Below are 22,994 nucleotides of genomic sequence, written 5' to 3' on the forward strand. Positions count from 1 at the left end.
CGCGACGAACCGCAGGCGCATACCGACTAGCTAATGGTTAGGCTAACCATACTAGGCGCCCGAGGGGGTACTGAAACCTGCTCCCACCGGCGCGTTCATCGCCGTCGTCCAGGCCTCGGACAGCCCTCGGATCTCCTCGCAGGAAATTCGTCCGTCCGACCGCATCGTGGCTGTGAATATACGACCGCCCGCTTTCTCCTCGATCCGCACCGACAGCTCGAGGGCGCGCCCGCACGGGGTCCGCCGCTCCGTCGGCACCGTGTCGATCCGGACGAGAACGTCGGGCCGGGCCAGTGCCATGAAGGCCGGTGCGGCCTGGGCGTTGAGGTGCCGCAGCAGCGCGTAACCGGACCCGTCCCCGGGCACCGCGTCCACGGCGGCGGCCACACCGGTCGACACCGCGTCCGGATCGTCGGCGACGGGAACCCGCACGGGCACACCGACGGCGAACGGACCCACGGTCCGGGTGCAGTCCGGCTCGCCGTCGGAGAATTCACGTGCGTCGCGTTCGATCTCGACGAGCAAATGTGCCGGCGCGGCCTCGCGGACGCGTCCGACGGCGACTGCCAACGCGGTCACTGCCGCGACAGCGAGGTCCTGCCCACCGGACGGACCGGCGTTGACCTCGACTGCGGCGATCTCGACCGGATCGCCGACGGGGAGCACCGCGGTGCTCAGCGCGGCGCCCGGGGCGAGGACCTGCACCCAGTGCGCCAGTTCCCCGAGCAGCGCCGGGTCCTGCGCGCGCTCGTTGATGCGGGTCGCGAGTCCCTGCGCGGTGGCTGCGGGAACGGCAACCGGTCCCCCGGTGACCGCCGCAGCCAGGTCGGCGGCGAGCACGCCGACGGAGACACCGTCGGCGACGATCGGGTGGACCGCCACCACGAGTCGACCGGTCTGCCCGGTGGTCAGCCACACGGCCGAGAGCACCGGTCCGGCCTCGGGGTCGAGAGCCTCGGCGGCCTCGGTGCGGGCCTGCTGCTGCGCTGTTGCGAGGTCGGTGGTCTCGACGACCCGTACCGGTACCTCGTCGCCGGCGGGGTGGGTGTCGAGCGACCACAGCACCGAGGCCACGCGGGTGAGCCGCATGCGCAGCGCATCGTGAGCGGCGACCACCGTGCGCACGGCACCCGTCGCCTTCTCCTCGTCCGCCGGGGTGTCGACGGCGAACACGAGTGCGGCTCCGGCCGGCTCTGCACCGATCTCTCGCAGTGCGTGCACGGCCGGCGGCACGGGCACCGGGCCCGGTTCCCGGTCGTCCACGGGGCCCGTCGGCTGTTCCTCCGTCTCGGCGAACTGCGCGACGGCGGCGAGACCGGCCGGGGTGCGCCACCGGAAGATCTCGCGCGGGCCGAATTCGATGCCCTTGCGGCGCGCGGCCGTGACGACCTGCATCGAGACGATGCTGTCGCCACCGAGCGCGAAGAAGTCGTCGTCCGGTCCGACGACGTCGAGACGCAGTGCCTCCTCGAACAATTCGCACAGTGTGGCCTCGGCGGGGGTCTCCGGGTCGCGGCGCGTCGTCGCGGTCGGTTGCGGATCGGGGAGTGCCCTGCGATCGAGTTTGCCGTTCGGTCCGAGCGGCAGTACCTCGAGCACGGTCACGGTCACCGGGACCATGTGATCGGGCAGGGAGGTCGCGGCGTGCGCGAGTAGATCGGCCGGTTCGACGGTGCGCCCGGACAGGGGCACCACGTAGCCGGCGAGCATGCCGTCGCGCACCACGACGGCGCTCTGCGCGACGTTCGGATGCGCGACCAGCGTCGCCTCGATCTCCCCGAGTTCGATGCGCAGGCCGCGGAGTTTGACCTGCCCGTCGGCGCGGCCGATGTAGTCGAGTTCGAGGCCCGCGCCCCGGTCGCGCCACCGCACGAGGTCGCCGGTGCGGTAGAGCCGCTCCCCCGCGTCGCTGTAGGGGTCGGCGACGAACCGGCCCGCCGTCAGGCCCGCGCGCCGGTGGTAGCCGCGGGCGAGCTGGACACCGCCGAGATACAACTCGCCGACGACGCCCGGCGCCACGGGCCGGAGCCGCTCGTCGAGGACGAGGGTGCGGGTGTTGTCGATCGGCCGTCCGATCGGGACCCACGGAATGTCCTGCGCCGGAATCGGTGCCGCGGTGACGTCGACGGCGGCCTCGGTGGGGCCGTAGAGGTTGTGCAGTTCGGCGTCGACGAGGGTGTGGAAGCGGTCGCGATGGTCGGCGGTCAGCGCCTCACCACTGCAGATCACCCGGGTCAGGCGCAGTGCCCGGTCCTGCTCGGCGGCGAGCACGTCGAGCAACGCCGCGAGCATCGACGGCACGAAGTGCGCCGTGGTGATCGACTGCCGGGCGATCACATCGCGCAGATAATGCGGGTCGCGGTGACCGTCGGCGGTCGCGACGACGAGCGTGGCGCCGGTGATCAGCGGCCAGAAGAACTCCCACACCGACACGTCGAATCCGGACGGGGTCTTCTGCAGCACCCGATCCTCGGCGGTGAGACCGTATTCGTCCTGCATCCACCGCAGCCGGTTGGCCACGGCGCGATGGCCGACGACGACACCCTTCGGGGTTCCGGTGGATCCGGAGGTGTAGAGCACGTACGCCGCGCAGTCGAGGGGCATCACGGTCGGTGCTGCGACCGGATCTGCGGGATCGGTTCCGACGGAACCGGATTCGTCGACCTCGAGCACCGGCACACCGGAGTCGAAGGTCATCGCCACACCGGCGGCCGCCACGACCGCGACGGGCTGCGCGTCGGAGAGCATGTACGCGAGTCGCTCGGCGGGATAGTTCTCGTCGAGCGGCAGATAGGCCGCACCGACGCGGTGGATCGCAAGGAGGGCGATCACGAGAGCGGTGCTGCGCGGAATCGCCACGGCCACGACGGCATCCATTCCTACTCCGGGAACGGCACGCAGATGCCCGGCCAGCGCGGCGACGGCACGGTCGAGTTCGGCGTAGGTCCACCGCCGTCCGGTGGCGTCGTCGACGAGCGCGAGGGCATCCGGTGTCGCAGCGACCTGCTGCGAGAACAGCTCGGGGACCGTGCGATCGGGACCGTCGTCTCGGACCGTGCCGATCTCCGCTGCCACCAATGCCTTCCGGTCGTCGACGGTGAGCACGCTCAACTGCGACAGCGAGGCGTCCGGATTCGCCGCGATCTCCGCCAGCAGAGCCGTGAGCCGCTGCACGAATCCGTCGACGGTGCCGCGGTCGAACAGGTCGGTCGCGTACTCGATGCGACCGCGGATCCCGCCGTCGTCGGTCTCGGCGAGGTCGAAGGTCAGGTCGAACTTCGACGTGCCGGTCTCGACGAAGACCGGTTCGGCGTCGAGTCCGGGCATGCGGATCTCGTCGAGGCGGTCGCGGTACTGCACCATGATCTGGAACAGCGGCTGGCGTGCGAGCGACCGTGCCGGGGCGAGTCGTTCGACGAGCACCTCGAACGGCAGGTCCTGGTGAGCATAGGCGTCGAGGTCCACCTCCCGGACCTGCGTGAGCAGGTCGCGGACGGTGGGGTCGCCGGACAGATCGGTGCGCAGCACGAGCGTGTTGACGAAGAAGCCGACGATCCGGTCGAGGGCGGCGTCGGGACGACCCGCGACGGGAGTGCCGAGGACGATGTCGTCCCCGGCGCCGTGCGCGCGCAGCAGTACTGCGACGACCGCGTGGGTGAGCATGAACATCGTCGCGCCGGATTCGGCGGCGATGTCGGCGAGTGCTTCCCGGGTGCGCGGGTCGACGGTGAACGGGACCGCGCCGCCGCGGTAACTGCTGACGGCCCCGCGCGGCCGGTCGTGCGGAACGGCGAGTTCCTCGGGTGCGCCGTCGAGGACGCGTGCCCAGTACTCGGTCTGGACCTCACGCAGAGACTCGTCCCCGGTACCGAGACGTTCGTCCTGCCAGAGAGTGAAGTCCCGGTACTGCACCGGCAGCGGCGCAGGCGCGGGTGCCCCGGTGGTCAGGTGCGCGTACCAGGCGGACAGGTCGGCGACGAGCGGCGTGGCGGACCACTCGTCGGCGGCGATGTGGTGCACGAGCACCAACAGGCGCGCGTCGTCGGGAGCGGTGCGCAGGAGCGTCGCGCGGATCGGCAGGTCGTGGGCGAGATCGAACGGACGGCCCGCCTCCTCGGTGAGCAGCACGTCGAGATCCGCCGGGGCGGCGTCGACGATCCGCAGGTCGACGGTGCAGTCCTCGGCGGGCAGCACCCGCTGGTAGCCGATCTGCTCGACGTCGCCCTCGTCCGGCTCGGTGAACACCGTGCGCAGCGTGTCGTGCCCGGCGATCAGGTGCTGCAGGGCACCCCGCAGAGCGTCGACGTCGAGCGCGCCGCGCAGCCGCATCGTGTACGGGATGTTGTAGGTCGCCGACGCTCCCTCGAGGCGGAAGAGGAACCACAGCCGGCGCTGCGCCGCCGACATCGGGACGAGATCGGCGTGGTCGCGGCGCACGAGTTCGGGTCCGACGGCGGTGGCCGGGACCGTCGCCGCGAGTCGCGCGGGGGTGCGCAGATCGAAGATGTCGCGGATCGACGGGTTCCGGCCGGTGCGCATGCGCAGCGCCGCGGACAGACGTGTCGCGAGGAGCGAATTGCCGCCGAGGGCGAAAAAGTCGTCGTCGGGGCCCACCTGGCGGACACCGAGGAGTTCGGCGAGCACCTCGCACACGACGCGTTCGTCGTCGGTCGCCTCGCGCGTGCTGTGGCTCTGTGCGGGATCGGGCAGAGCCGCGCGGTCGACCTTGCCGTTGGGCAGGGTCGGCATGGCGTCGAGCACGTCGAAGACCGCGGGAATCATGTAGTCCGGCACCACGGTCCGCAGATGGTCCTGCAGGTCGATGGCCGCCGGACGCGGCGCGGCCGGATCGGCGACGACGTAACCGACGAGCAGATCGGTCCCGGACGCCGACGGGCGCACGGTGACGAGGGCCGCGGTCACCGCCGGGTGCCGCAGCAATGTGGCTTCGACCTCGCCGGGTTCGATGCGGAAACCGCGCAGGCTCAGCTGGTGGTCGGCGCGCGAGACGAACTCGAGTTCTCCGGAGGCGTTGCGCCGCACCAGATCCCCGGTGCGGAAGAGCCGGGTGCCGCTGCCGGTGGGGTCGGCGACGAACCGCGCCGCGGTCAGATCCGGGCGGCCGAGATAGCCGCGGGCGGACTGCACTCCCCCGACGTAGAGTTCGCCGGTCACCCCGTCCGGGACGGGACGCAGGTGCCGGTCGAGGATGCGCGCGGTCACGCCGTCGACTGGGGCACCGATGCGGACGCGGTCGACGTCGGAGCCCGGCGCCGTCCAGATCGTGACGTCGCCGGCGACCTCCGATGAACCGTACGAGTTGATCACCCGTGCGCCCGGCAGTGCCGCGATCACGCTCGTGCCGAGGGGTTCTCCACTGAGGAACCACGTGTCGACGAGTTCCGCGGCCTCGGGGCGCAGGGCGGCGAGGGTCTCGGCGAGGCTCGGCACCGCGGTGAGCATCCGGACGCGGTGCCGGACGACGAGATCGGCGAGGGTCTCGGCGTCACGGGAGGCGGCGTCGTCGGCGAGGACCATCGTCGCACCGGAGAGCAGACCGGCGAACAGCTCGGTGGATCCGTCGATGAAGCTCAGCGAGCTCTTGGCCAGGCGCACGTCGTCGCCGGCCGGGCGGACGCGTGCCGCCTGCCAGACCAACCGGTTCGCCAGCGCCGCAGCGGTTCCGACGACACCCTTGGGCACACCCGTCGAACCGGAGGTGTAGACGACGTACGACCCGTCCGCCGGATGCAGCGGGCGGCTGCGGTCGAGGTCGGTGATCGGTGCGTCCGAGTAGCCTTGCGCCGCTTCGGCCAGTGCGGCGAGGGTCAGCTCCGGTGCCTCTCCGGGCACGGCGCCTTCCGTATCCACAAGCACGAGATCGGGTGCGGCGTCGGTGAGCATGAACTCGATGCGCGCCGGCGGGTACGACAGGTCGACGGGCAGGTAGGCGGCACCGGAGACCACGACGGCGGCCAGCGCCACCACGGCGGCGTCGGACCGTGCCGCCGCGACCGCGACGACACTGCCGGGCCCGACACCCCGTTCGGCGAGCGCGCGAGCCGAACGGTGCACGCGCGCCCCGAATTCCCGATAGCTCGACGTCTCGGTGCCGAACACGAGCGCCGGGTGATCCGGGCGGGCGGCGAAGGCCGCCGCGAGCAGGTCCGGCAGCAGCTGCGTGGTGGCGGGCACCGTCGCGACGGTGTCGGCGGCGCGCTCTTCGTCGGTGCGCACGTCGATCGATGAGAGGTGTCGCGGTTCGGGGTCGGCGAAGGCCGCGAGCACCGACAGCAGACGCTGCCCGAGGGTCCGTACGCTCGTACGGTCGTAGAGGTCCTCGGCGTACTCGAAGCGGATCGACAGGCCGTCGGCCGCGTCGACGAAGTCGACGGTGAGATCGAACTTCGACGTGCCGGTGGACAGATACGACACGGTCGCGGTGGTGTCGCCGATCTGCGGGACGACCGGTTCGGTGCGGTACTGCACCACCGTCTGGAAGAGCGGGTGCCGCGCGAGCGACGGGGTGACACCGACGGCGTCGACCACCTCGTCGAAGGGCACCTCCTGGTGGGCCAGGGCGGTGAGGTCGGCGTGCCGTACGCGCGTCAGAATCTCGGCGGTATCGGGATCGCCGGACAGATCGGTGCGCAGGGCGATGGTGTCGACGAAGAATCCGACGATGTCCTCGAGTCCGCTGTCGGCGCGACCCGCGACGGGCGCGCCGAGCACGATGTCGTCGCCCGCCCCGAGCGCGGTGAACAGGGCGGCCACGGCGGCGTGGGTGAGCATGAACATGCTCGTCCCGGAACGGGAACACATATCCCGCAGGGCCGCAGACAGTTCCGAATCCACCTGCACGTGTACCTCGCCGCCGCGGTGGCTCGGCACCGCGGGTCGCGGACGGTCGTGTGGCAGGGCGAGTTCCTCCGGTGCTCCGGCAAGGGTGGAGCACCAGAACGCGAGGTCGCGGTCGCGGAGCACGGCGGCGGCGGGGTCGTCGGCGAGACCGCGCTGCCACACCGCGAAGTCCGCGTATTGGGGACGCGGCGCGTCGTCGGGCACACGACCCGCAGAGAGATCGGCGTAGGCGGCGGCGAGGTCGGCGAAGACCGTCTCGGCCGACCACTCGTCGCCGGCGATGTGATGCACGACGAGCAGCAGCACCGCGTCATCCGGCGCGCGTCGCACGAGATGCGCACGGAACGGACGGTCCTGTCCCAGATCGAAGGATGCCCGCGCGGCCGCGTCGAGAAGTGCCGCGGCATTCCCGTCGCGCGCCTCCGCGACCTGCAGGACCGTCGACGGCGTGTCGGCGACGACCTGCACGGGCTCACCGTCGACGACGTCGACGACGGTGCGCAGCACCTCGTGCCGGGCGACGACGTGCACCAGCGCACGGTCGAGCAGGCCGGCGTCGAGCCGGCCGCGCAGTTCGAGGGCGAAGGGGATGTTGTAGGTCGGCGACGGTCCCTGGGCACGGTCGAGGAACCACAGGCGCTGCTGGGCCGACGACAGCGGGATCCGCGCCGGTCGCGGTCCTGCGACGAAGCGGGGACGTGCCGGGCTCGCGCCGTCGACCACCACGGCCAATTCGGCCACGGTGGGAGCGTCGAAGACGTCGCGCAGCGACACCTCGACGTCCAGCGCCGAGCGGATCCGGGCGACGAGACGGGTGGCGGACAGCGACGTTCCGCCGAGGGTGAAGAAGTCGGCGTCGACACCGACGGCCGGGAGTCCGAGCAGGTCGGCGAAGACACCGGCGAGGGTGTGTTCGGTGGCGGTCTCGGGATCGCGACCGGTGTCGGGGGCGCCGATCTCCGGGGTGGGCAGTGCCTTGCGGTCGACCTTGAGGTTCGCGGTGAGCGGGAACTCGTCGAGCACGACCGTCAGCGACGGCACCATGTACTCGGGCAGACGTGTGCGGAGGAAGTCGTGCAGTGCTGCGGTGTCGACGTCGGTGCCGGTCACGTAGCCCACGAGGCGGGCCGCACCGGTGGCGTCGGGCCGGGCGACCACGACGGCCTGCGCCACACCGGCGAATTGCGCTGCGGCGGTCTCGATCTCACCGAGTTCGATGCGGTGTCCGCGGACCTTGACCTGGTCGTCGCCGCGTCCGAGATACTGCAGGGTGCCGTCGGCGGTCCAGCGCACGAGATCGCCCGTGCGGTACATCCGGCCGGCGCCGAAGGGATCGGCGACGAAGCGGGCCGCGGTGAGGTCGGGGCGGCCGCGGTAGCCGCGCGCGAGCTGCTGCCCCACGACGTACAGCTCACCGGCCGCGCCGACCGGCACGGGCTGCAACTGCCGGTCGAGCACGCGCACACCGGTTCCCGGATAGGGGCGGCCCACCGACCCGGTCCACGGCAGATCCGGTGCGACCGGAGCGGAGGTGCACCACACCGTCGCCTCGGTGGGGCCGTACATGTTGACGACCGAACACGCTCGCGCAGCGAGGGTTCCGGCCAGGACGGCGGGCAGGCCCTCGCCGCCCACAAGCACGCCCGTACCGGCGAGATCCAGACCGTCGTGTTCGACGATCGCGCCCCACAGCGACGGGGTGGCCTGGATGCAGTTCACCGACTCGGTGGCGGCGAGCGCGGCCAGGGCCGCCGGATCGCGCGCCTCGTCGTCGCCCGCGAGCACGACGGCCCCGCCGCGGCACAGCGGCACGAGCAGTTCGAGCACCGAGATGTCGAACGACAGGGTGGTCAGGGCGAGAAGCCGAGTGTGCGTGCCGATTCCGGCGAGATCGGTCGCGGCGTCGACGAAGCGGGCGAGTGCGCCGCGCGAGAGCACGACACCCTTCGGCCGGCCGGTCGAACCCGAGGTGTAGATGACATATGCCGACTGGTCGGGCACAACTCGCTCGGAAGGCGTGGTGCCGACGGGGACGTCGCCGCGCCAGTGCAGGACGCCGTCACGGAAGACCGCCGTGGCGTCCGGGGTCGATGCGCCGAGACGGTCGGCGAAGTCGTCGGTGGTGAGCAGGATCGCCGGTCGCGCGTCGTCGAGCATGTACTCGAGTCGCTCGGCGGGGAAGGCGGGATCGAGCGGCAGGTACGCCGCGCCCGTCCGCAGCACGGCGAGGAGCGCGACCACCATGTCGGCGGTGCGTGGCAGGGCGAGCGCGACCGTCACCTCGCACCGCGCACCAGCCCGTGCGAGTTCGCCTGCGACGGCATCGATGCGCGCGTCGAGCTCGGCGTAGGTGAGACGGTCGGCGCCGGCGACGAGCGCGGGTGCGGCACCGGCGGCGGCCACCTGCGCGTCGAACAGATCCATCGCGTCGGGCGCGACAGACTCGGATACGACTCCGTGCCAACGGGATTCGAGATCGGCGCGGAAATCCGGGTTCAGCAGGTCGGCATGGGCGAGAGGACGTTCGTCCGCGTCCTCCCGGGCGGCGAAGGTGAGCAGTCGCGCGATGGCCGCGGCGTGACCGGCGACCTCGTCGGCGGTGTACCGGTCGGCGTCGGCGTCGAGGGTCAGTTCGAGTGCGCGGGTGCTGTCGACACGACGGGCGACCACCGCGAGGTCGTGGACGGGACCGCGCGCGAGCGAGTGCACGGTGGCGGTCGCGTCGCCGAATCGCACGGTGTCGCCGAACGGCTTGATGTTGACCGTCGGGCCCACCGGACCGGGACTGGTCGCGGGCAGACGCAGGTCGCGGTGGATGTCCTCGCCCCGGTAGCGACTGTGGCGTCCCTGCGCAGCGACGGTGGCGCGCACGTCGGCGGCGAGCGCCGCGAGACTCGCCTCCGGAGCGACCTCGATGCGGAGGGGCACGACATTGACGGCGGTGGTGAGCACCTTCGCGGCGACGCTGCCCATCCGGTTCATGGCCGGGAAGCCGAGCACCACGTCGCGGACCGCGGTGACCCGGCCGAGATAGGCGGCGGTCGCGGCGGTGACGAGGTCGGGCCAGCCCACCCCGGCGCGGCGTGCCGCTACGTCGAGCGCCTCGGCGACGTCCCCGGGGACCTGCACCGATTCGGTGACCACCGCGCGGGCGAGCGAGGACGCGGCCGGCACCGCGGTCTCCGCGAGGCCGAGCGCGTCGGGTGCACCATGCAGCGTCTCGGTCCAGAAGTCGCGGTCGGCGACGATGCGCTCGCCGCTGCGGTACTCCTCGTCCTCGGCGACGACCTGCTCGACGGAGCCGAAGGTCGCGGGCGGGACGTCCTCGCCGCGCACGAGTGCGGTGTACACGACGACGATGCGGCGTTCGACCAGGCTGTAGCCGTAGACATCGAGCAAGGCGTGGTGGGCGCGCAGGAACAGCAGGACACGGTCCGGTCCGAGGACGAACACCCGGGCGCCGATGCCGGCTTCGGCCGTCGGATCCATCGGCACGCGCAGGATCGCGCGCATCGTGTCGACGGCCGTCCGCCGCGGATCGGCGTCGGCGGTGAGGTCGGTGACCTCGATCTCCGGCGACGGATGGGCACCGGGGAACTGGACGGGCACCTCGTCGACGACGGCGATCCGGGCGCGCAGTCCGGCGGATTCGTCGAAGACCGTGTGGACGGCGCGGGCGAGCACGTCCGGATCCATGGCGCCGTCGATCTCGAGGAAGTGCCCGGTGACGAGTGTCGCGTTCGAGGGGTCGATCGTCTGCGCGAACCACATTCCCGCCTGGGCAGCGGTCAACGGCAGAGGCACGATCGATTCCACGGGTACTCCTCGGCATTCCTGGACCCGCCCCCTCGGATCCGCCCCTCCGTCCGGATATAGTTAGGGCCGCCTAACCATACCAGCAGCGACGCGCCCGCCCGAATTGTCCGGCCGGTCCCGTCCGGAAGGAGCTCACCATGCCGGTGACGACGCCCCCGACCCGCGTCTCCCTGCCCATCGTCCTGCGGCGCCTGACCGTACTCCGCGCGGTGGACGTGACACCGCGGATGCGTCGGATCACCCTGGGCGGCGAGCAGCTCGGTGCCTTCCGCAGCGGCGACTACGATGCCCCGGCGTTCACCACCGAGGGTGCCGACGACTACGTCAAGATCTTCCTGCCCGAACCCGGCAGCGAGACCCCTGTCCTGCCCGAACAGCACGACGGGCACCTGCACTGGCCCCGCAAGCCCGCACCCGTGGCCCGCGCCTACACGGTGCGTCGCTTCGATCCCGTGGCCGGGGAGCTCGATCTGGACTTCGTCCTGCACGGACACGGCCCCGCCGGTAACTGGGCCCGCACCGCCGAACCCGGCAGCGTGCTCCACCTCGCGGGACCCAAGGTCGCGATCATCCCGCCGCAGGGCGCCGACTGGTGGCTGCTCGCCGGCGACGAGACCGCACTACCCGCACTGGGGCGCTTCGTCGAGACCTACGGTGGCACGGTGCCGATGCACGTCTTCGCGCTGGTCGACGGTCCGCAGGAGGAACAGTCCGATCTCGCAGGCGTGAGGTGGGTGCACCGTCGTCCCGGAGTCTCCGACGCCACCGTGCTCGCCGAGGCCGTCGAGTCGGGTGCGCCGCGCGGCGGTGAGGGCTGGATGTGGATCGCCGGCGAGGCATCGATCGTGAAGGAACTGCGCGCCGTGTCGAAGCGACTCGGCATCGCCAAGCCGATGCTCGACGCGTCGGGCTACTGGCGCAGCCCCGAGTCCGATCGTCCGCTGGCCCGCCTGCGGCTGCTGCGCGAGCAGGCCGTCGAGACGCTCGAGGCGCGTCGTCGCGGCACCACCTAGACGATTCCTGTGTGCTCTGTTTCGGTGTTCTCGACCGCGCCTGGCGACGTCGAGAGCACCGAAATCGCTTCCCGCGTCAGCGCGGTGAGAGTTGGTCGCGGTCGATCGTCACCGATCCGACGTAGTGCAGATCCGCGTGGGTGACGGTCGCGCGATGGATCTTGCCGGACAGAAGAATTCGCTGCATGTGCTGAAGTTCCCGATTCTCGGACCGTGTCGGTCAGCGCAGCGATGCGGTGAGTTCTTCGGTCTCGCGGTCGCGGCGACGCGCTGACGCGGTAATCGACTCGATCAGCGCGTCCGTGGTCTCGACCCGGCCGACCCGCTTGGCGACGTACTGGAGCGCCATGAGGTGCTCGTCGCGGGAGAAATCGGCGGTGGCGTCGAGGGCCATGAACGGCGCGACGTCGCTCATGAAGGCGTCGGCGGCGCTGAGCATGCAGCCCATGTGCGCGTAGACGCCGGTGACGATGAGCTGGTCGCGGCCGTTGTGCGCGAGCAGCTGACGGAAGTCGGTGCGCTGGAACGCCGAGTAGCGCCACTTGGTGACCTGGATGTCGTCCGGGCCGGGGGTGAGTTCGTCGATGACCTCGGTGTCGCGGCCCGTGCTCAGCCCCACGCCCCAGAAGTCGGCGAGGATGCCGCGACGCGACGGATGCTGGTCGCCGGGCTGCATCGTGTAGACGACGGGGATACCGGCGGCCAGGCACGCCTCGCGGAGGCGGACGATGTTGGGCACCACGGTCGCGAGCGGTTCGGCGTCGCGCTGGTAGGCGTCGATGAAGTACTTCTGCATGTCGTGGATCAGCAGGGCGCAGCGGGACGCGTCGAGCGTCCAGTCCACCCGAGCATCGGGAATCTCGTCGCCGGTGGGCAACTCGTACGGATCGATGCTCGGGATGGCCATGCGACTTCCTTCTGCTGTTCGGGGGTACGCGTGCGGGCACCGACAGTGTCGGCGTGCGTAGGCTACCCTAACCAACCCTGCGGTGGGATGTCTCGTCCCCCGGATACGCGACCGGCCCGCACCGGAGTTCGGTGCGGGCCGGTCGGCGACAGTAGGAAGCCGTCAGATCAGACGCCAGTCCTCGAGACCCTCGTACAGCGGCACGGACTGCGCCAGGGCGCTCACGCGGGTGCGCAGCGACTCGGCGTCGGCGCCACCGATGAGCGTCTGCGCGATGATCTCGGCGACCTCGGTGAACTGCTCGTCGCCGAAACCGCGGGTCGCGAGCGCCGGGGTGCCGATGCGCAGACCCGAGGTGACCATCGGGGGACGCGGGTCGAACGGCACGGCGTTGCGGTTGACGGTGATGCCGACCTCGTGGAGGGCGTCCTCACCCTGCTGGCCGTCGAGCTGCGAGTTGCGCAGGTCGACCAGGACCAGGTGCACGTCGGTGCCGCCGGTGAGCACCGAGATGCCCTTGTCGGCGACGTCGGACTGCGACAGGCGATCGGCGATGATCCGGGCACCGGAGAGGGTGCGCTGCTGACGGTCCTTGAACTCGTCGCTCGCGGCGATCTTCAGTGCAACGGCCTTCGCGGCGATCGCGTGCATGAGCGGGCCGCCCTGCTGGCCGGGGAAGACGGCCGAGTTGATCTTCTTCGCCCATTCCTGCTTGGCGAGGATCAGGCCGGAACGCGGGCCACCGAGCGTCTTGTGCACGGTGGTGGAGACGACGTCGGCGTACGGCACCGGCGACGGGTGCAGACCCGCGGCGACCAGACCGGCGAAGTGCGCCATGTCGACCCACAGGTAGGCACCGACCTCGTCGGCGATGGAGCGGAAGGCGGCGAAGTCCTCGTGACGCGGGTAGGCGGACCAGCCGGCGACGATGACCTTCGGCTTCTCGCGCAGGGCGATGTCGCGGACCTCGTCCATGTCGATGCGGTGGTCGTCCTTGCTGACCCCGTAGGACGCGACGTCGTACAGCTTGCCGGAGAAGTTGAGCTTCATGCCGTGCGTGAGGTGGCCGCCGTGCGCGAGGTCGAGACCGAGCAGCTTCTCGCCGGGCGTCATCAGCGCCATGAGCACCGCCGCGTTCGCCTGCGCACCCGAGTGCGGCTGGACGTTCGCGAAATCGGCGCCGAAGAGCTCCTTGGCGCGGTTACGGGCGAGGTCCTCGACGACGTCGACGTTCTCGCAGCCGCCGTAGTAGCGACGGCCGGGGTAACCCTCGGCGTACTTGTTGGTCAGGACGCTGCCCTGGGCCTGGAGGACGGCGCGCGGCACGAAGTTCTCCGACGCGATCATCTCGAGCGTGTCGCGCTGACGCGACAGCTCGCCGGCCATGGCCTCGGCGACCTCGGGATCGAGGTCGTTCAGTGCGGCAGTGTTCACGTCGGCGCCGGGCGCAGCGGTCATCGAGGTTTCTCCAAGCAGAGGGCGTCAGGGATACGACCTCCAGTCTACGAAGGCCGTCCACCGCTGCGGAAGCCGGTCCCCGAGCAACCTGCGGTTCACCGCAGGCTGCTGGGCACCAGGGGTTCGTCGAGCAGGCGCCGGAAACGGTCGGCGCGCTCGGCTCCGGCCGGAACCTGCTCGAGCCAGCCGCCGAGGAGCCGGTAGCCCTCGACGTAGGTGCTGATGTAGGCACGCCACAACGGCGACGACAGAAAGCGCAGCGACTGCCGGGCACGTTCGGGGCTCGACAGCGACCAGCGCTGCAGGAATTCGACGACCTCGTCGTGGCTGCGCCCGCGGTCGTGGAGCAGCAGCGCGGCGTCCTGCCGCACCGACAGCAACTGCTCGGACGCCTCGGACAGTTGTTCGGCGAGTTCGCCGTCGAACCGGAGCCCGAGATCGGCGTAGATCTCCTGCGCCCACGTCCCCCAGCCCGGGCCGACGATCGCGTCGAGTGCGAGATCGGCGAGCCCTTCGGCCATGAGGCACTGCGGGGTGTTGACGAGGAACAGCGTCTGCTCGGCCTGACCGCCGGCGACGAGACCGGCCTCCTTGCGGCAGTGCTCGGTGTGGTGACCGGGATACGCCTCGTGCGCGATCAGCCGGGGCAGGTGCGCCATCGTCTGTTCGAGATCGGAGTTGATCGCGACCCGCGACCGGTAGTCGCCGAGGTAGTAGTTGAAGCCCGACCACGGCTTGTCGCCGACGACCTCGTACTCGACACGCTCGGTGTCGGGCAGCGGGTGGACCGCCCGCACCTTCTCCCGCAGAGCGCTCGAGAACGCCTCGACGCATTCGGCGAGACGATCGGCGGGGATCACCTCGGACTTGCGGTGGGCCTGCATCCGTTCGGTGAGCGATCCGGTGCCGGGCAGCAAAGCGTCGAGGCGACGGTGCGCGTCGCGGTAGGCGTCCTCGTCGCCGGGCTCGATGCGGACGTCGAAGTACGCCTCGACCTCGTCGACGAAACCGATCTCCTCCCCCGCGAACTTGCGGGCCGAGCAGTCGAGGGCGCGCAGATGCACGTCGAGGAAACGGGTGCGCTCGTCGGACAGTCCCGCACCGGGCAGTTCGTCCCGCAGCCGTCGCGCGGTGTGTGATAGATCACGGGGATCGGGAGTCGGGGCGTTCTCGACCTTCCGCCGCAGCGCGGGATCGCCCGTGTAGGCGTCGACGAACCCTTCCTCGAGCCGGTCGAAAGCCAGGCCCAGCAGCAGATATTCGTTCACGAAGTCGTCGGCTCCCATACCGGCCGAGCCTAGTCGCTCGTCGGCGAGCCGACACAGGAGAACCCGCCGGAGTGGGGACCCCGGGGAGGCATCCGCCTGTGTCAGCGAGCACAATCCGTTACATGGACATGCAACGCCGCATCCGCCGCGCCACCGGGAAGCCGTGCCGATGGCTCGTCTGAACGAACCGAGCCCGTATGTCGAGTTCGACCGCAAGCAGTGGCGGACGCTGCGGAAGTCGACTCCCCTCGTCCTCACCGAGGACGAACTCATCGGGCTTCGGGGCCTGGGCGAGCAGATCGACCTCGCGGAGGTCGCGGAGGTGTACCTCCCCCTCGCCCGGTTGATCCACCTGCAGGTCGCAGCGAAGCAGCGGTTGTTCGCCGCGACCGCGACCTTCCTCGGGGAGAAGCATCCCGACCAGCAGGTGCCGTTCGTGATCGGTGTGGCCGGTTCGGTGGCGGTCGGCAAGTCCACCACGGCACGTGTGCTGCAGGCGTTGCTGGCACGCTGGGATCACCACCCGCGGGTGGATCTCGTGACCACCGACGGGTTCCTCTACTCCACCAAGGAACTGGTGCGGCGCAACATCATGCACCGCAAGGGTTTTCCCGAGAGCTACGACCGGCGCAAACTGCTGCGGTTCGTCACCGAGGTCAAGTCGGGAGCGAAAGAGGTTGCGGCGCCGATCTACTCCCACATCTCGTACGACATCATCCCGGGTCAGTACCACATCGTGCGGCAGCCGGACATCCTCATCATCGAGGGCCTGAACGTGCTGCAGACCGGTCCGCGGTTGATGGTCTCCGACCTGTTCGACTTCTCGATCTACGTCGACGCGCGTATCGAGGACATCGAGAAGTGGTACGTGGAACGCTTTCTCGCGCTGCGTAAGACGTCCTTCGCGGATCCCGAGGCGCACTTCCACCACTACGCGAACCTGTCGGACCGGGACGCGATGAGTGCCGCGAAGGAGATCTGGCACTCGATCAACCTGCCGAACCTGGTGGAGAACATCCTGCCCACGCGACCGCGCGCGACCCTGGTCCTGCGCAAGGACTCGGATCACGCCATCAACCGGCTCCGGTTGCGCAAGCTCTGACGCGCCCCGCCGCTCGGCCCTGTTCCAGGCGCCGAACCGGCGGGCGCCGTCAGGCGCCGAACCGGCGGGTGCCGTCAGGCGCCGAACCGGCGGTGCCGGGCGGCGTAGTCGCGCAGCGCGCGCAGGAAGTCGACCCGGCGGAACTCGGGCCAGTACGCCTCGGTGAACCAGATCTCCGAGTAGGCGGACTGCCAGAGCAGGAATCCGGACAGTCGCTGCTCGCCGGAGGTACGGATCACGAGGTCCGGATCGGGTTGACCGGACGTGTAGAGGTGGCTGTCGACACCGTCGACCGTCACGGACTCGACGAGCTCTTCGCCACGCAACCCCTGCGCGTAGCGCACCCGCAGGAGCGACTGCACCGCGTCGACGATCTCCTGGCGACCGCCGTACCCGACGGCGACGTTGACGTGCGTGCCCGTCCGGCCCGCGGTGCCGGCCGCGGCCTCGTGCAGCCGCTTGGCGTGGTCGGCCGGGAGCAGGTCGGTGGTGCCGACGATCTTCACGCCCCAGTTCTGGCCGGGCGCGGAGATCTCCTCCACCACGTCGGAGATGATCTCGAGCAGAGCATCGAGCTCCTCCGGGTCGCGCCGGAGGTTCTCGGTGGACAGCAGGTAGATCGTCGCCGTCTCGATACCGGCCGCGTCGCACCAGCTCAGCAGCTCGGCGATCTTCTTGGCACCTTCGCGGTGGCCGTGACTGACGTCGGTGAAGCCGTTCTCGCGCGCCCAACGCCGATTGCCGTCGCACATGACCGCGACGTGTCGCGGATGCCGTGCTCCGTCGAGTTCCTTCAGCAGCCTGCGCTCGTAGAGCCGGTACAGCAGTCCGCGGACGCTCACCCCGTCATCACCACGCGAGTCACATTACGCCCAGGCGTACGGACGGTCGCGTCGGTGGTCACAGAGTCTCCCGGAGCGCCCTCACGGGCTGTAACGTGACGACGGAACAAACCTACGGTTGCGTAGGTTACTGATCGGTACCGAGAGGAGCGCACGCATGACGGCATTCGGCCTCGAGGAACTACCCGTCAAACCGCGGATGCGCGGATGGATCCACGCCTGGGCCTTCGGTGTGGCCGTCATCGCCGGCGTCGCCCTCGTCTCGGCCGCCGCCTTCCTCGCCGACCGCCCGGACGCCGTACTCCCCGCGACCATCTACAGCCTCACCGTGTGCGGTGTGTTCGGCGTCAGCGCGCTCTACCACCGCCTGAACTGGGGGCCCCGGTCCCGCGTGTGGATGAAGCGCGCCGACCATTCGATGATCTTCGTGTTCATCGCCGGCAGCTACACCCCGTTCGCGACACTCGCCCTGCCCCCGGAGTCCGGGCGACCGCTGCTGATCGTCGTGTGGGCGGGCGCGCTGGCGGGCGTGGCCCTGAAGATGCTGTGGCCTACGGCGCCGCGCTGGGTCGGTGTGCCGCTGTATCTGCTGCTCGGATGGGCCATCGTGCCCGTTGCCGGACAGCTGGTCGCCGAGGTCGGTCTCGCTCCCATGCTGCTCCTGCTGGTCGGAGGGCTGTTCTACAGCGGAGGAGCGATCCTCTACGCGACCCGCTGGCCCGATCCGTGGCCCGCGACGTTCGGGCACCACGAGTTCTTTCACGCGGCCACGGTCATCGCGGCACTGTGTCACGCGATAGCGGTGTGGCTCGTGATTCTCGGTTGAAACCTCACCGACCGCTTCGTGCAACTTCTCACACCACCTGAAGCCTCCGGCACCCGTTTGTAAACTCGCGGGGGATGTCTATTCCGTTGCTCGCCTTCGAACTGACCGAGACCAACAGGGACTGGCTGATCCACCGGCCGCTCGCGATCGTGAGTTACATCGTCGTCGCGATCGTGCTCCGCTTCGTCCTCCACCGACTGATCGACCGCATGACGAAGCCGCGTGAGAAATCCGGCAAGCCCCGCCGATCGTTCCTCGCACCGCTGCAGGAACGCGCCGAACGCGCCATCGGTGATCCCTACGCGCGCGAACGCCGGATCCAGCGTGCCCAGACGATCGGCTCGGTATTCAAGTCCGGTGTGTCGGTCGTCGTGCTCGTCTGGGTGGTGCTGCAGACGCTCGACACGCTCGGCTTCAACGTCGCGCCGTTCATCGCCTCGGCCGGTATCGCCGGTGTTGCTCTTGGTTTCGGTGCGCAGAACCTCGTGCGGGACTTCATCTCGGGCATGTTCATGCTGCTCGAGGACCAGTACGGTGTGGGCGACGTGGTGGACCTCGGCGACGCGGTGGGCACCGTCGAGTCGGTCGGCCTGCGCGTGACGACCGTCCGCGACATCGACGGCACCCTGTGGTTCTGCCGCAACGGCGAGATCCTGCGCGTCGGCAACATGAGCCAGGGCCACGCGGTCTCCGTGATCGACGTACCCATCGCACCGACCTCCAATGTCGACCGCGCCTGCCAGATCGCCCTGCGGGCCGTACTCGACGGCGTCGAACGCGAGGACATCGCACCCGACGTCCTGGAGAAGCCCGAACTGCTCGGGGTCAACTCCGTGACGGCGGGTGCGGTGACGCTGCGGCTGACCGTGCGCGTGCGCGCCGGCAAGCAGTGGGCGATCCGCCGCAGTCTCACCCGCGCGGTGCTCGAGGCGTTCGATCAGAACGGCATCGAGTCGCCGAACGTCGCGGTCGCAGCCGCCGTGAGCAGCTAGACCCTCGAAGTAGAGGACCGAGCGCACCGATTCACCGCCCCTGGCACCGCCTGGCCCCGACGAGTCAGAGCGCGGCGAGCACCTCGCGCAGATCCGTCTCCGTCGTCACCGGCCGATCGCACACGAAGCCCCGGCACACGTAGGCCGCGGATGCTCCGTCGACGAGCGGCCGACCATCGAGCAGCGGCGACGAGTCGGGTTCGCCGCCCACCACGATCGCTCCCCCCGGTGCGAGCCGGCGCGCGAGGTCGAGGAGTGCGCCGCCACCCGCGACGGCGACCTGCAGCGGACCGCGCACCGACGCCTCGGCCACGGTCAGCCAGTGCCCTCCGGCACGCGGCGCTTTCTCGAGCAGGATCGAGGCCGCCGACAGCGACAGCGCGGCGGCATCGGCGTAGCGGGGGTCGTCGTGCACCAGCGCGGACAGACCGAGCAACGCCTCGGCGATCAGCGACGCCCCCGACGGCGTCGCCCCGTCGACCGGATCGCGCGGCCGGGCGACCAGCGATTCGGCGTCGTGCGCGGTGTCGAACCAGCTCCCGGGACGTTCCGGATCCGCGAACTGCGTGAGCGCGACGTCGGCGAGTTCTCGCGCGCGCTCGACCCAGCTCCGATCCCCGGTCCCCTGATGGACGGCGAGCAGCGCGGTGACGAGTGCTCCGTAGTCCTCGAGCACGCCCACCGGAGATCCGACGACACCTCCGAGCGACGCGCGGCGCAGTCGTCCATCGACGAGGTGCCGGTCGAGCAGGAACCGCGCGCACCTCGCCGCCGCGTCGATCCAGGCGGGTTCGCCCAGTGCGATGCCGGCCTCTGCCAGTGCGGTGATCGCGAAGCCGTTCCACGCGGTGACGACCTTGTCGTCGCGTCCGGGTTGCGCGCGATCCTGCCGGGCCGCGAACAGGCGTGCCCGCACGTCGGCGAGACGGGCCGGATCGTCGGGCTCGTCGAGCAGCTGCAACACCGAGGTGCCGTGTTCGAAGGTGCCGCCGGGAGTGACGGTGAAGGCCTCCGCGGCCCACCGGCCGTCGTCCGCGCCGAGCACATCGACGAGCTGATCGGGGGTCCACACGTAGGTCAGGCCCTCGACCCCGTCCGTGTCGGCGTCGAGCGCCGAGGCGAATCCGCCGTCGGTGGTGAGCAGGTCGCGCAGCAGGAATTCGGCGGTCTCCCGGGTGACCCGCGTCGGCAGTTCCGCGCCGGTCACCCGCGCGAGGTGCGCGTACAGCCGTAGGAGCAGCGCGTTGTCGTAGAGCATCTTCTCGAAGTGCGGCACCGTCCAGGCGGAGTCGACGCTGTAGCGGGCGAAACCGCCACCGAGCTGGTCGTAGATCCCACCTCGCGCCATCGCGTCGGTCGTGCGCTCGACGAGACCGAGCGTGTCGGCGGAGCGCGTGCGCTCGTATCCGCGCAGCAGGCCCTCGAGCAGGTTGGACGGCGGGAACTTGGGTGCGCCCCCGAAGCCGCCGTGTTCGCGATCCTCGTCGGTGGCGATCGCAGCGGCCGCCGCGTCGAGCAGGACCGCCTCGACAGCGGCCTCCCCGACGGGCAGTCCCCCGCTGCTGCGACGGAGTTCGGTGGCCACGGCGTCGGCGGCCTGCGAGACCTCATCGCGCCGGTTGTGCCAGGTCTGGGTGATGGCCTCGAGAAGTTGGACGAAGGACGGCATGCCGCCGCGCGGCGTGTTCGGGTAATACGTGCCGCAGTAGAAAGGCGAGCCGTCGGGGGTGAGGAAGCAGGTCATCGGCCATCCGCCCTGACCGGCCATGGCGACGGTCGCGTTCATGTAGACCGCGTCGATGTCCGGCCGTTCCTCACGGTCGACCTTGATGCACACGAAGTTCTCGTTCATGACAGCGGCCGTGGCCTCGTCCTCGAACGACTCGTGTGCCATGACGTGACACCAGTGGCAGGCCGCGTACCCGATCGACAGCAGGATCGGCACGTCGCGCTCGCGCGCCTCCGCGAGCGCGTCGTCGCCCCATTCCTGCCAGTGGACCGGATTGTCGGCGTGCTGCCTCAGATAAGGGCTCAGGGCGTCGGCCAGTCGGTTCGCCATGCCCCCACGCTACGGAAGGAGCACCGCCGGTGACGGCCGGTCGTCAGCTTCCCTTGGTGGGTTCCGGACGTTCCGGACCGGTGGCCTTCGTGCCGCCGGCCTTCTCCTCGGCTCCGCCGGGCATCGCACCCGGCAGCGTGCCGTCGTCCACGGCCTGGTCGGGTTCGGGATGCTCCGGCTGGAAGTTCTCGGGCAGCTTCTTCAGCCGCTTGTTCATGTTCCAGATCAGCAGAGCGGTCGCGACCAGCAGGACCACCACGATGGCCAGTCCGAGCGGAGACGCCTTGCCGAACTCGGGGCCGGTCGGCTCCTGGGCCAGAATCTCGACGGCCAGAACATCGACCGCGAGCGTGCCTATCGTCATTTGCCCTGTCCGTCCTCGATGCCCGCGAACAGATCCGTCTCGGGAAGTACCGTGCTCACGCGGGTCTTGGCCAACTCGAACTCCTCGGTCGGCCACACCTTCTGCTGGATGTCCAACGGCACCGCGAAGAAGGATCCGTTGGGGTCGATCTGGGTGGCGTGGGCCCGCAGCGCGTCGTCGCGCTTCGGGAAGTAGTCGCCACAGGTGATCTGGGTGGTCACGCGCCCCATGATGTCGCCCTGCTCGGTGCGCCACTTGTTGAGCCACTGCTCCATCGGGAACGGCTCCCCGCGACGCTCGTACTCCTCGCGGAACAGCTCGAGCCGCTTACGGATGAAACCGTGCGAGTAGTAGAGCTTGCTCACCGCCCAGGGCTCGCCCAGCTCGGGATGGAAATCCGGATCCGCGGCCGCTTCGTAGGCCGCGACCGACACCTCGTGGCACCGGATATGGTCGGGATGCGGGTAGCCACCGTTCTCGTCGTAGGTGGTCATGACGTGGGGGCGGAACTCGCGCACCGACTGCACGAGCCGGCGGACCGGTTCGTCGAGCGGGATCGCAGCGAAGCAGCCCTCCGGCAGCGGAGGCTTGGGGTCGCCCTCGGGCAGTCCGGAGTCGACGAAGCCGAGCCACTGGTGCCGCACCCCGAGGATGCGGGCGGCCTCGGCCATCTCCTCCTGACGCACCTCGCTCATGCGTTCGCGAATGCCGGGCACATCCATGGCGGGGTTCAGGATGTCGCCGCGCTCTCCGCCCGTGAGCGTGACCACCAGGACCTCGTGTCCCTCGGCCGAGTACCGGGCCATCGTGGCCGCGCCCTTGCTCGACTCGTCGTCGGGATGGGCGTGCACGGCCATGAGCCGTAGTCCGCTCACGTGTATTCCTCCACCTCACGTCGTCTGCTTCGCCGGAACCGACCCTGCGCCCGCGTCGCGGTCGCTACGGATCCGTCCTCTATAGTTCCACCTGATAATTCCGACGTCAGCCGTGACCCTGCGGCGACGCCCGATCCATCGTTCCGCTGTGAAAGCAAAGTGATGAGTAACACCCTGCCCACCGACCGGTACCCCTCCTCCCGGTACCCCGGGCCCCGCGTGTCGACACGCGGCAAGCGCTGGGGTTTCACCATCGCCGGTCTGCTCGCCGGGCTCGTCGTGGCGTTCGTGCTGTTCCAGAACAACTCGGCTCCGATCGAGTCGGAGGTCCTCGCCTTCGAGATCATCGACGACAGCACCATCGACATCCAGCTCAAGGTCACGCGGGACGATCCGTCCGAGGATGCTGTCTGCATCATCCGGGCGCGGTCGAAGGACGGCAGCGAGACCGGACGGCGCGAGGTCCTCATCCCGGCGTCCGATTCGCAGACGGTCGTGCTGACATCCACGGTCAAGACGTCACAACGCCCCGGAATGGGCGATACCTACGGCTGCAGCACCGAGGCTCCCGACTACCTCCGCGCACCCTAGGAATCTACCGCGACCAGCGG

Annotated in this window: 13 protein-coding genes and 1 pseudogene; 5 read left to right on the forward strand and 9 right to left on the reverse strand. The window is 70.1% G+C overall.

Going from position 1 to position 22,994, the window contains the following annotated elements:
• Positions 1–51: 51 nt before the first annotated feature.
• Positions 52–10,677, reverse strand: coding sequence for a non-ribosomal peptide synthetase (locus M3330_RS06035; RefSeq protein WP_255027609.1), 10,626 nt, complete (start codon positions 10,675–10,677; stop codon positions 52–54).
• A 137-nt stretch (positions 10,678–10,814) separates the two neighbouring features.
• Here M3330_RS06035 and M3330_RS06040 point away from each other — a divergent pair, with 137 nt between their 5' ends.
• A complete protein-coding gene (locus M3330_RS06040; protein ID WP_071934516.1) occupies positions 10,815–11,690 on the forward strand; it encodes a siderophore-interacting protein in 876 nt (291 codons plus the stop codon).
• Between the two features lie 85 nt (positions 11,691–11,775).
• On the opposite strand, the pseudogene M3330_RS06045 reads toward M3330_RS06040, so the two are convergent.
• The 4 genes and pseudogenes from M3330_RS06045 to M3330_RS06060 all read right to left on the reverse strand — a co-directional run.
• Positions 11,776–11,877 (reverse strand): annotated as a pseudogene (locus tag M3330_RS06045) (aspartate 1-decarboxylase); the annotation flags it as partial.
• Between the two features lie 33 nt (positions 11,878–11,910).
• The gene (locus tag M3330_RS06050) at positions 11,911–12,597 is read right to left on the reverse strand and encodes an isochorismatase family protein (RefSeq protein ID WP_071934515.1); all 687 of its coding nucleotides are present in this window, start codon (positions 12,595–12,597) and stop codon (positions 11,911–11,913) included.
• Between the two features lie 162 nt (positions 12,598–12,759).
• Positions 12,760–14,055, reverse strand: coding sequence for a serine hydroxymethyltransferase (gene glyA / locus M3330_RS06055; protein WP_071934514.1), 1,296 nt, complete (start codon positions 14,053–14,055; stop codon positions 12,760–12,762).
• Between the two features lie 95 nt (positions 14,056–14,150).
• Positions 14,151–15,341 (reverse strand): hypothetical protein, encoded by a 1,191-nt coding sequence (locus tag M3330_RS06060; RefSeq protein ID WP_016691281.1) that lies wholly within the window; start codon positions 15,339–15,341, stop codon positions 14,151–14,153.
• Positions 15,342–15,492: 151 nt separating this feature from the next.
• On the opposite strand from M3330_RS06060, the gene coaA reads away from it, so the two are divergent.
• Positions 15,493–16,425, forward strand: a complete 933-nt coding sequence (gene coaA, locus M3330_RS06065; protein ID WP_016691280.1) for a type I pantothenate kinase — start codon at positions 15,493–15,495, stop codon at positions 16,423–16,425.
• 74 nt (positions 16,426–16,499) lie between these two features.
• On the opposite strand, the gene M3330_RS06070 is transcribed toward coaA, so the two are convergent.
• Positions 16,500–17,267 carry an isoprenyl transferase gene (locus M3330_RS06070; RefSeq protein ID WP_006553884.1) on the reverse strand — a complete coding sequence of 256 codons (768 nt, stop codon included), beginning with the start codon at positions 17,265–17,267 and terminating at the stop codon, positions 16,500–16,502.
• Positions 17,268–17,424: 157 nt separating this feature from the next.
• On the opposite strand from M3330_RS06070, the gene M3330_RS06075 reads away from it, so the two are divergent.
• Together M3330_RS06075 and M3330_RS06080 are read left to right on the forward strand one after the other, a co-directional pair.
• Complete coding sequence (locus M3330_RS06075) at positions 17,425–18,093, forward strand: hemolysin III family protein (protein ID WP_024103272.1); 669 nt, start codon at positions 17,425–17,427, stop codon at positions 18,091–18,093.
• A 74-nt stretch (positions 18,094–18,167) separates the two neighbouring features.
• Positions 18,168–19,085 (forward strand): mechanosensitive ion channel family protein, encoded by a 918-nt coding sequence (locus tag M3330_RS06080; protein ID WP_033097237.1) that lies wholly within the window; start codon positions 18,168–18,170, stop codon positions 19,083–19,085.
• Between the two features lie 64 nt (positions 19,086–19,149).
• Here the strand turns inward: M3330_RS06080 and M3330_RS06085 are convergent, their stop codons facing one another.
• The 3 genes from M3330_RS06085 to mca are packed head-to-tail and all read right to left on the reverse strand — an operon-like array spanning position 19,150 to position 22,383.
• Complete coding sequence (locus M3330_RS06085; RefSeq protein ID WP_071934513.1) at positions 19,150–21,144, reverse strand: thioredoxin domain-containing protein; 1,995 nt, start codon at positions 21,142–21,144, stop codon at positions 19,150–19,152.
• Positions 21,145–21,187: 43 nt separating this feature from the next.
• On the reverse strand, positions 21,188–21,508 hold the full coding sequence (locus M3330_RS06090; protein ID WP_006553881.1) for a hypothetical protein: 321 nt from the start codon (positions 21,506–21,508) through the stop codon (positions 21,188–21,190).
• Positions 21,505–22,383 (reverse strand): mycothiol conjugate amidase Mca, encoded by an 879-nt coding sequence (gene mca / locus M3330_RS06095; protein WP_006553880.1) that lies wholly within the window; start codon positions 22,381–22,383, stop codon positions 21,505–21,507. The genes M3330_RS06090 and mca overlap by 4 nt, the downstream gene beginning before the upstream one ends.
• A 162-nt stretch (positions 22,384–22,545) precedes the next feature.
• Here mca and M3330_RS06100 point away from each other — a divergent pair, with 162 nt between their 5' ends.
• Positions 22,546–22,974: a DUF4307 domain-containing protein gene (locus M3330_RS06100; RefSeq protein ID WP_039584586.1), complete on the forward strand. Its 429-nt coding sequence runs from the start codon at positions 22,546–22,548 to the stop codon at positions 22,972–22,974.
• The last annotated feature ends 20 nt before the right edge of the window (positions 22,975–22,994 follow it).

The organism is Rhodococcus sp. GA1 (assembly GCF_024321955.1).
GTDB lineage: Bacteria > Actinomycetota > Actinomycetes > Mycobacteriales > Mycobacteriaceae > Rhodococcus > Rhodococcus pyridinivorans.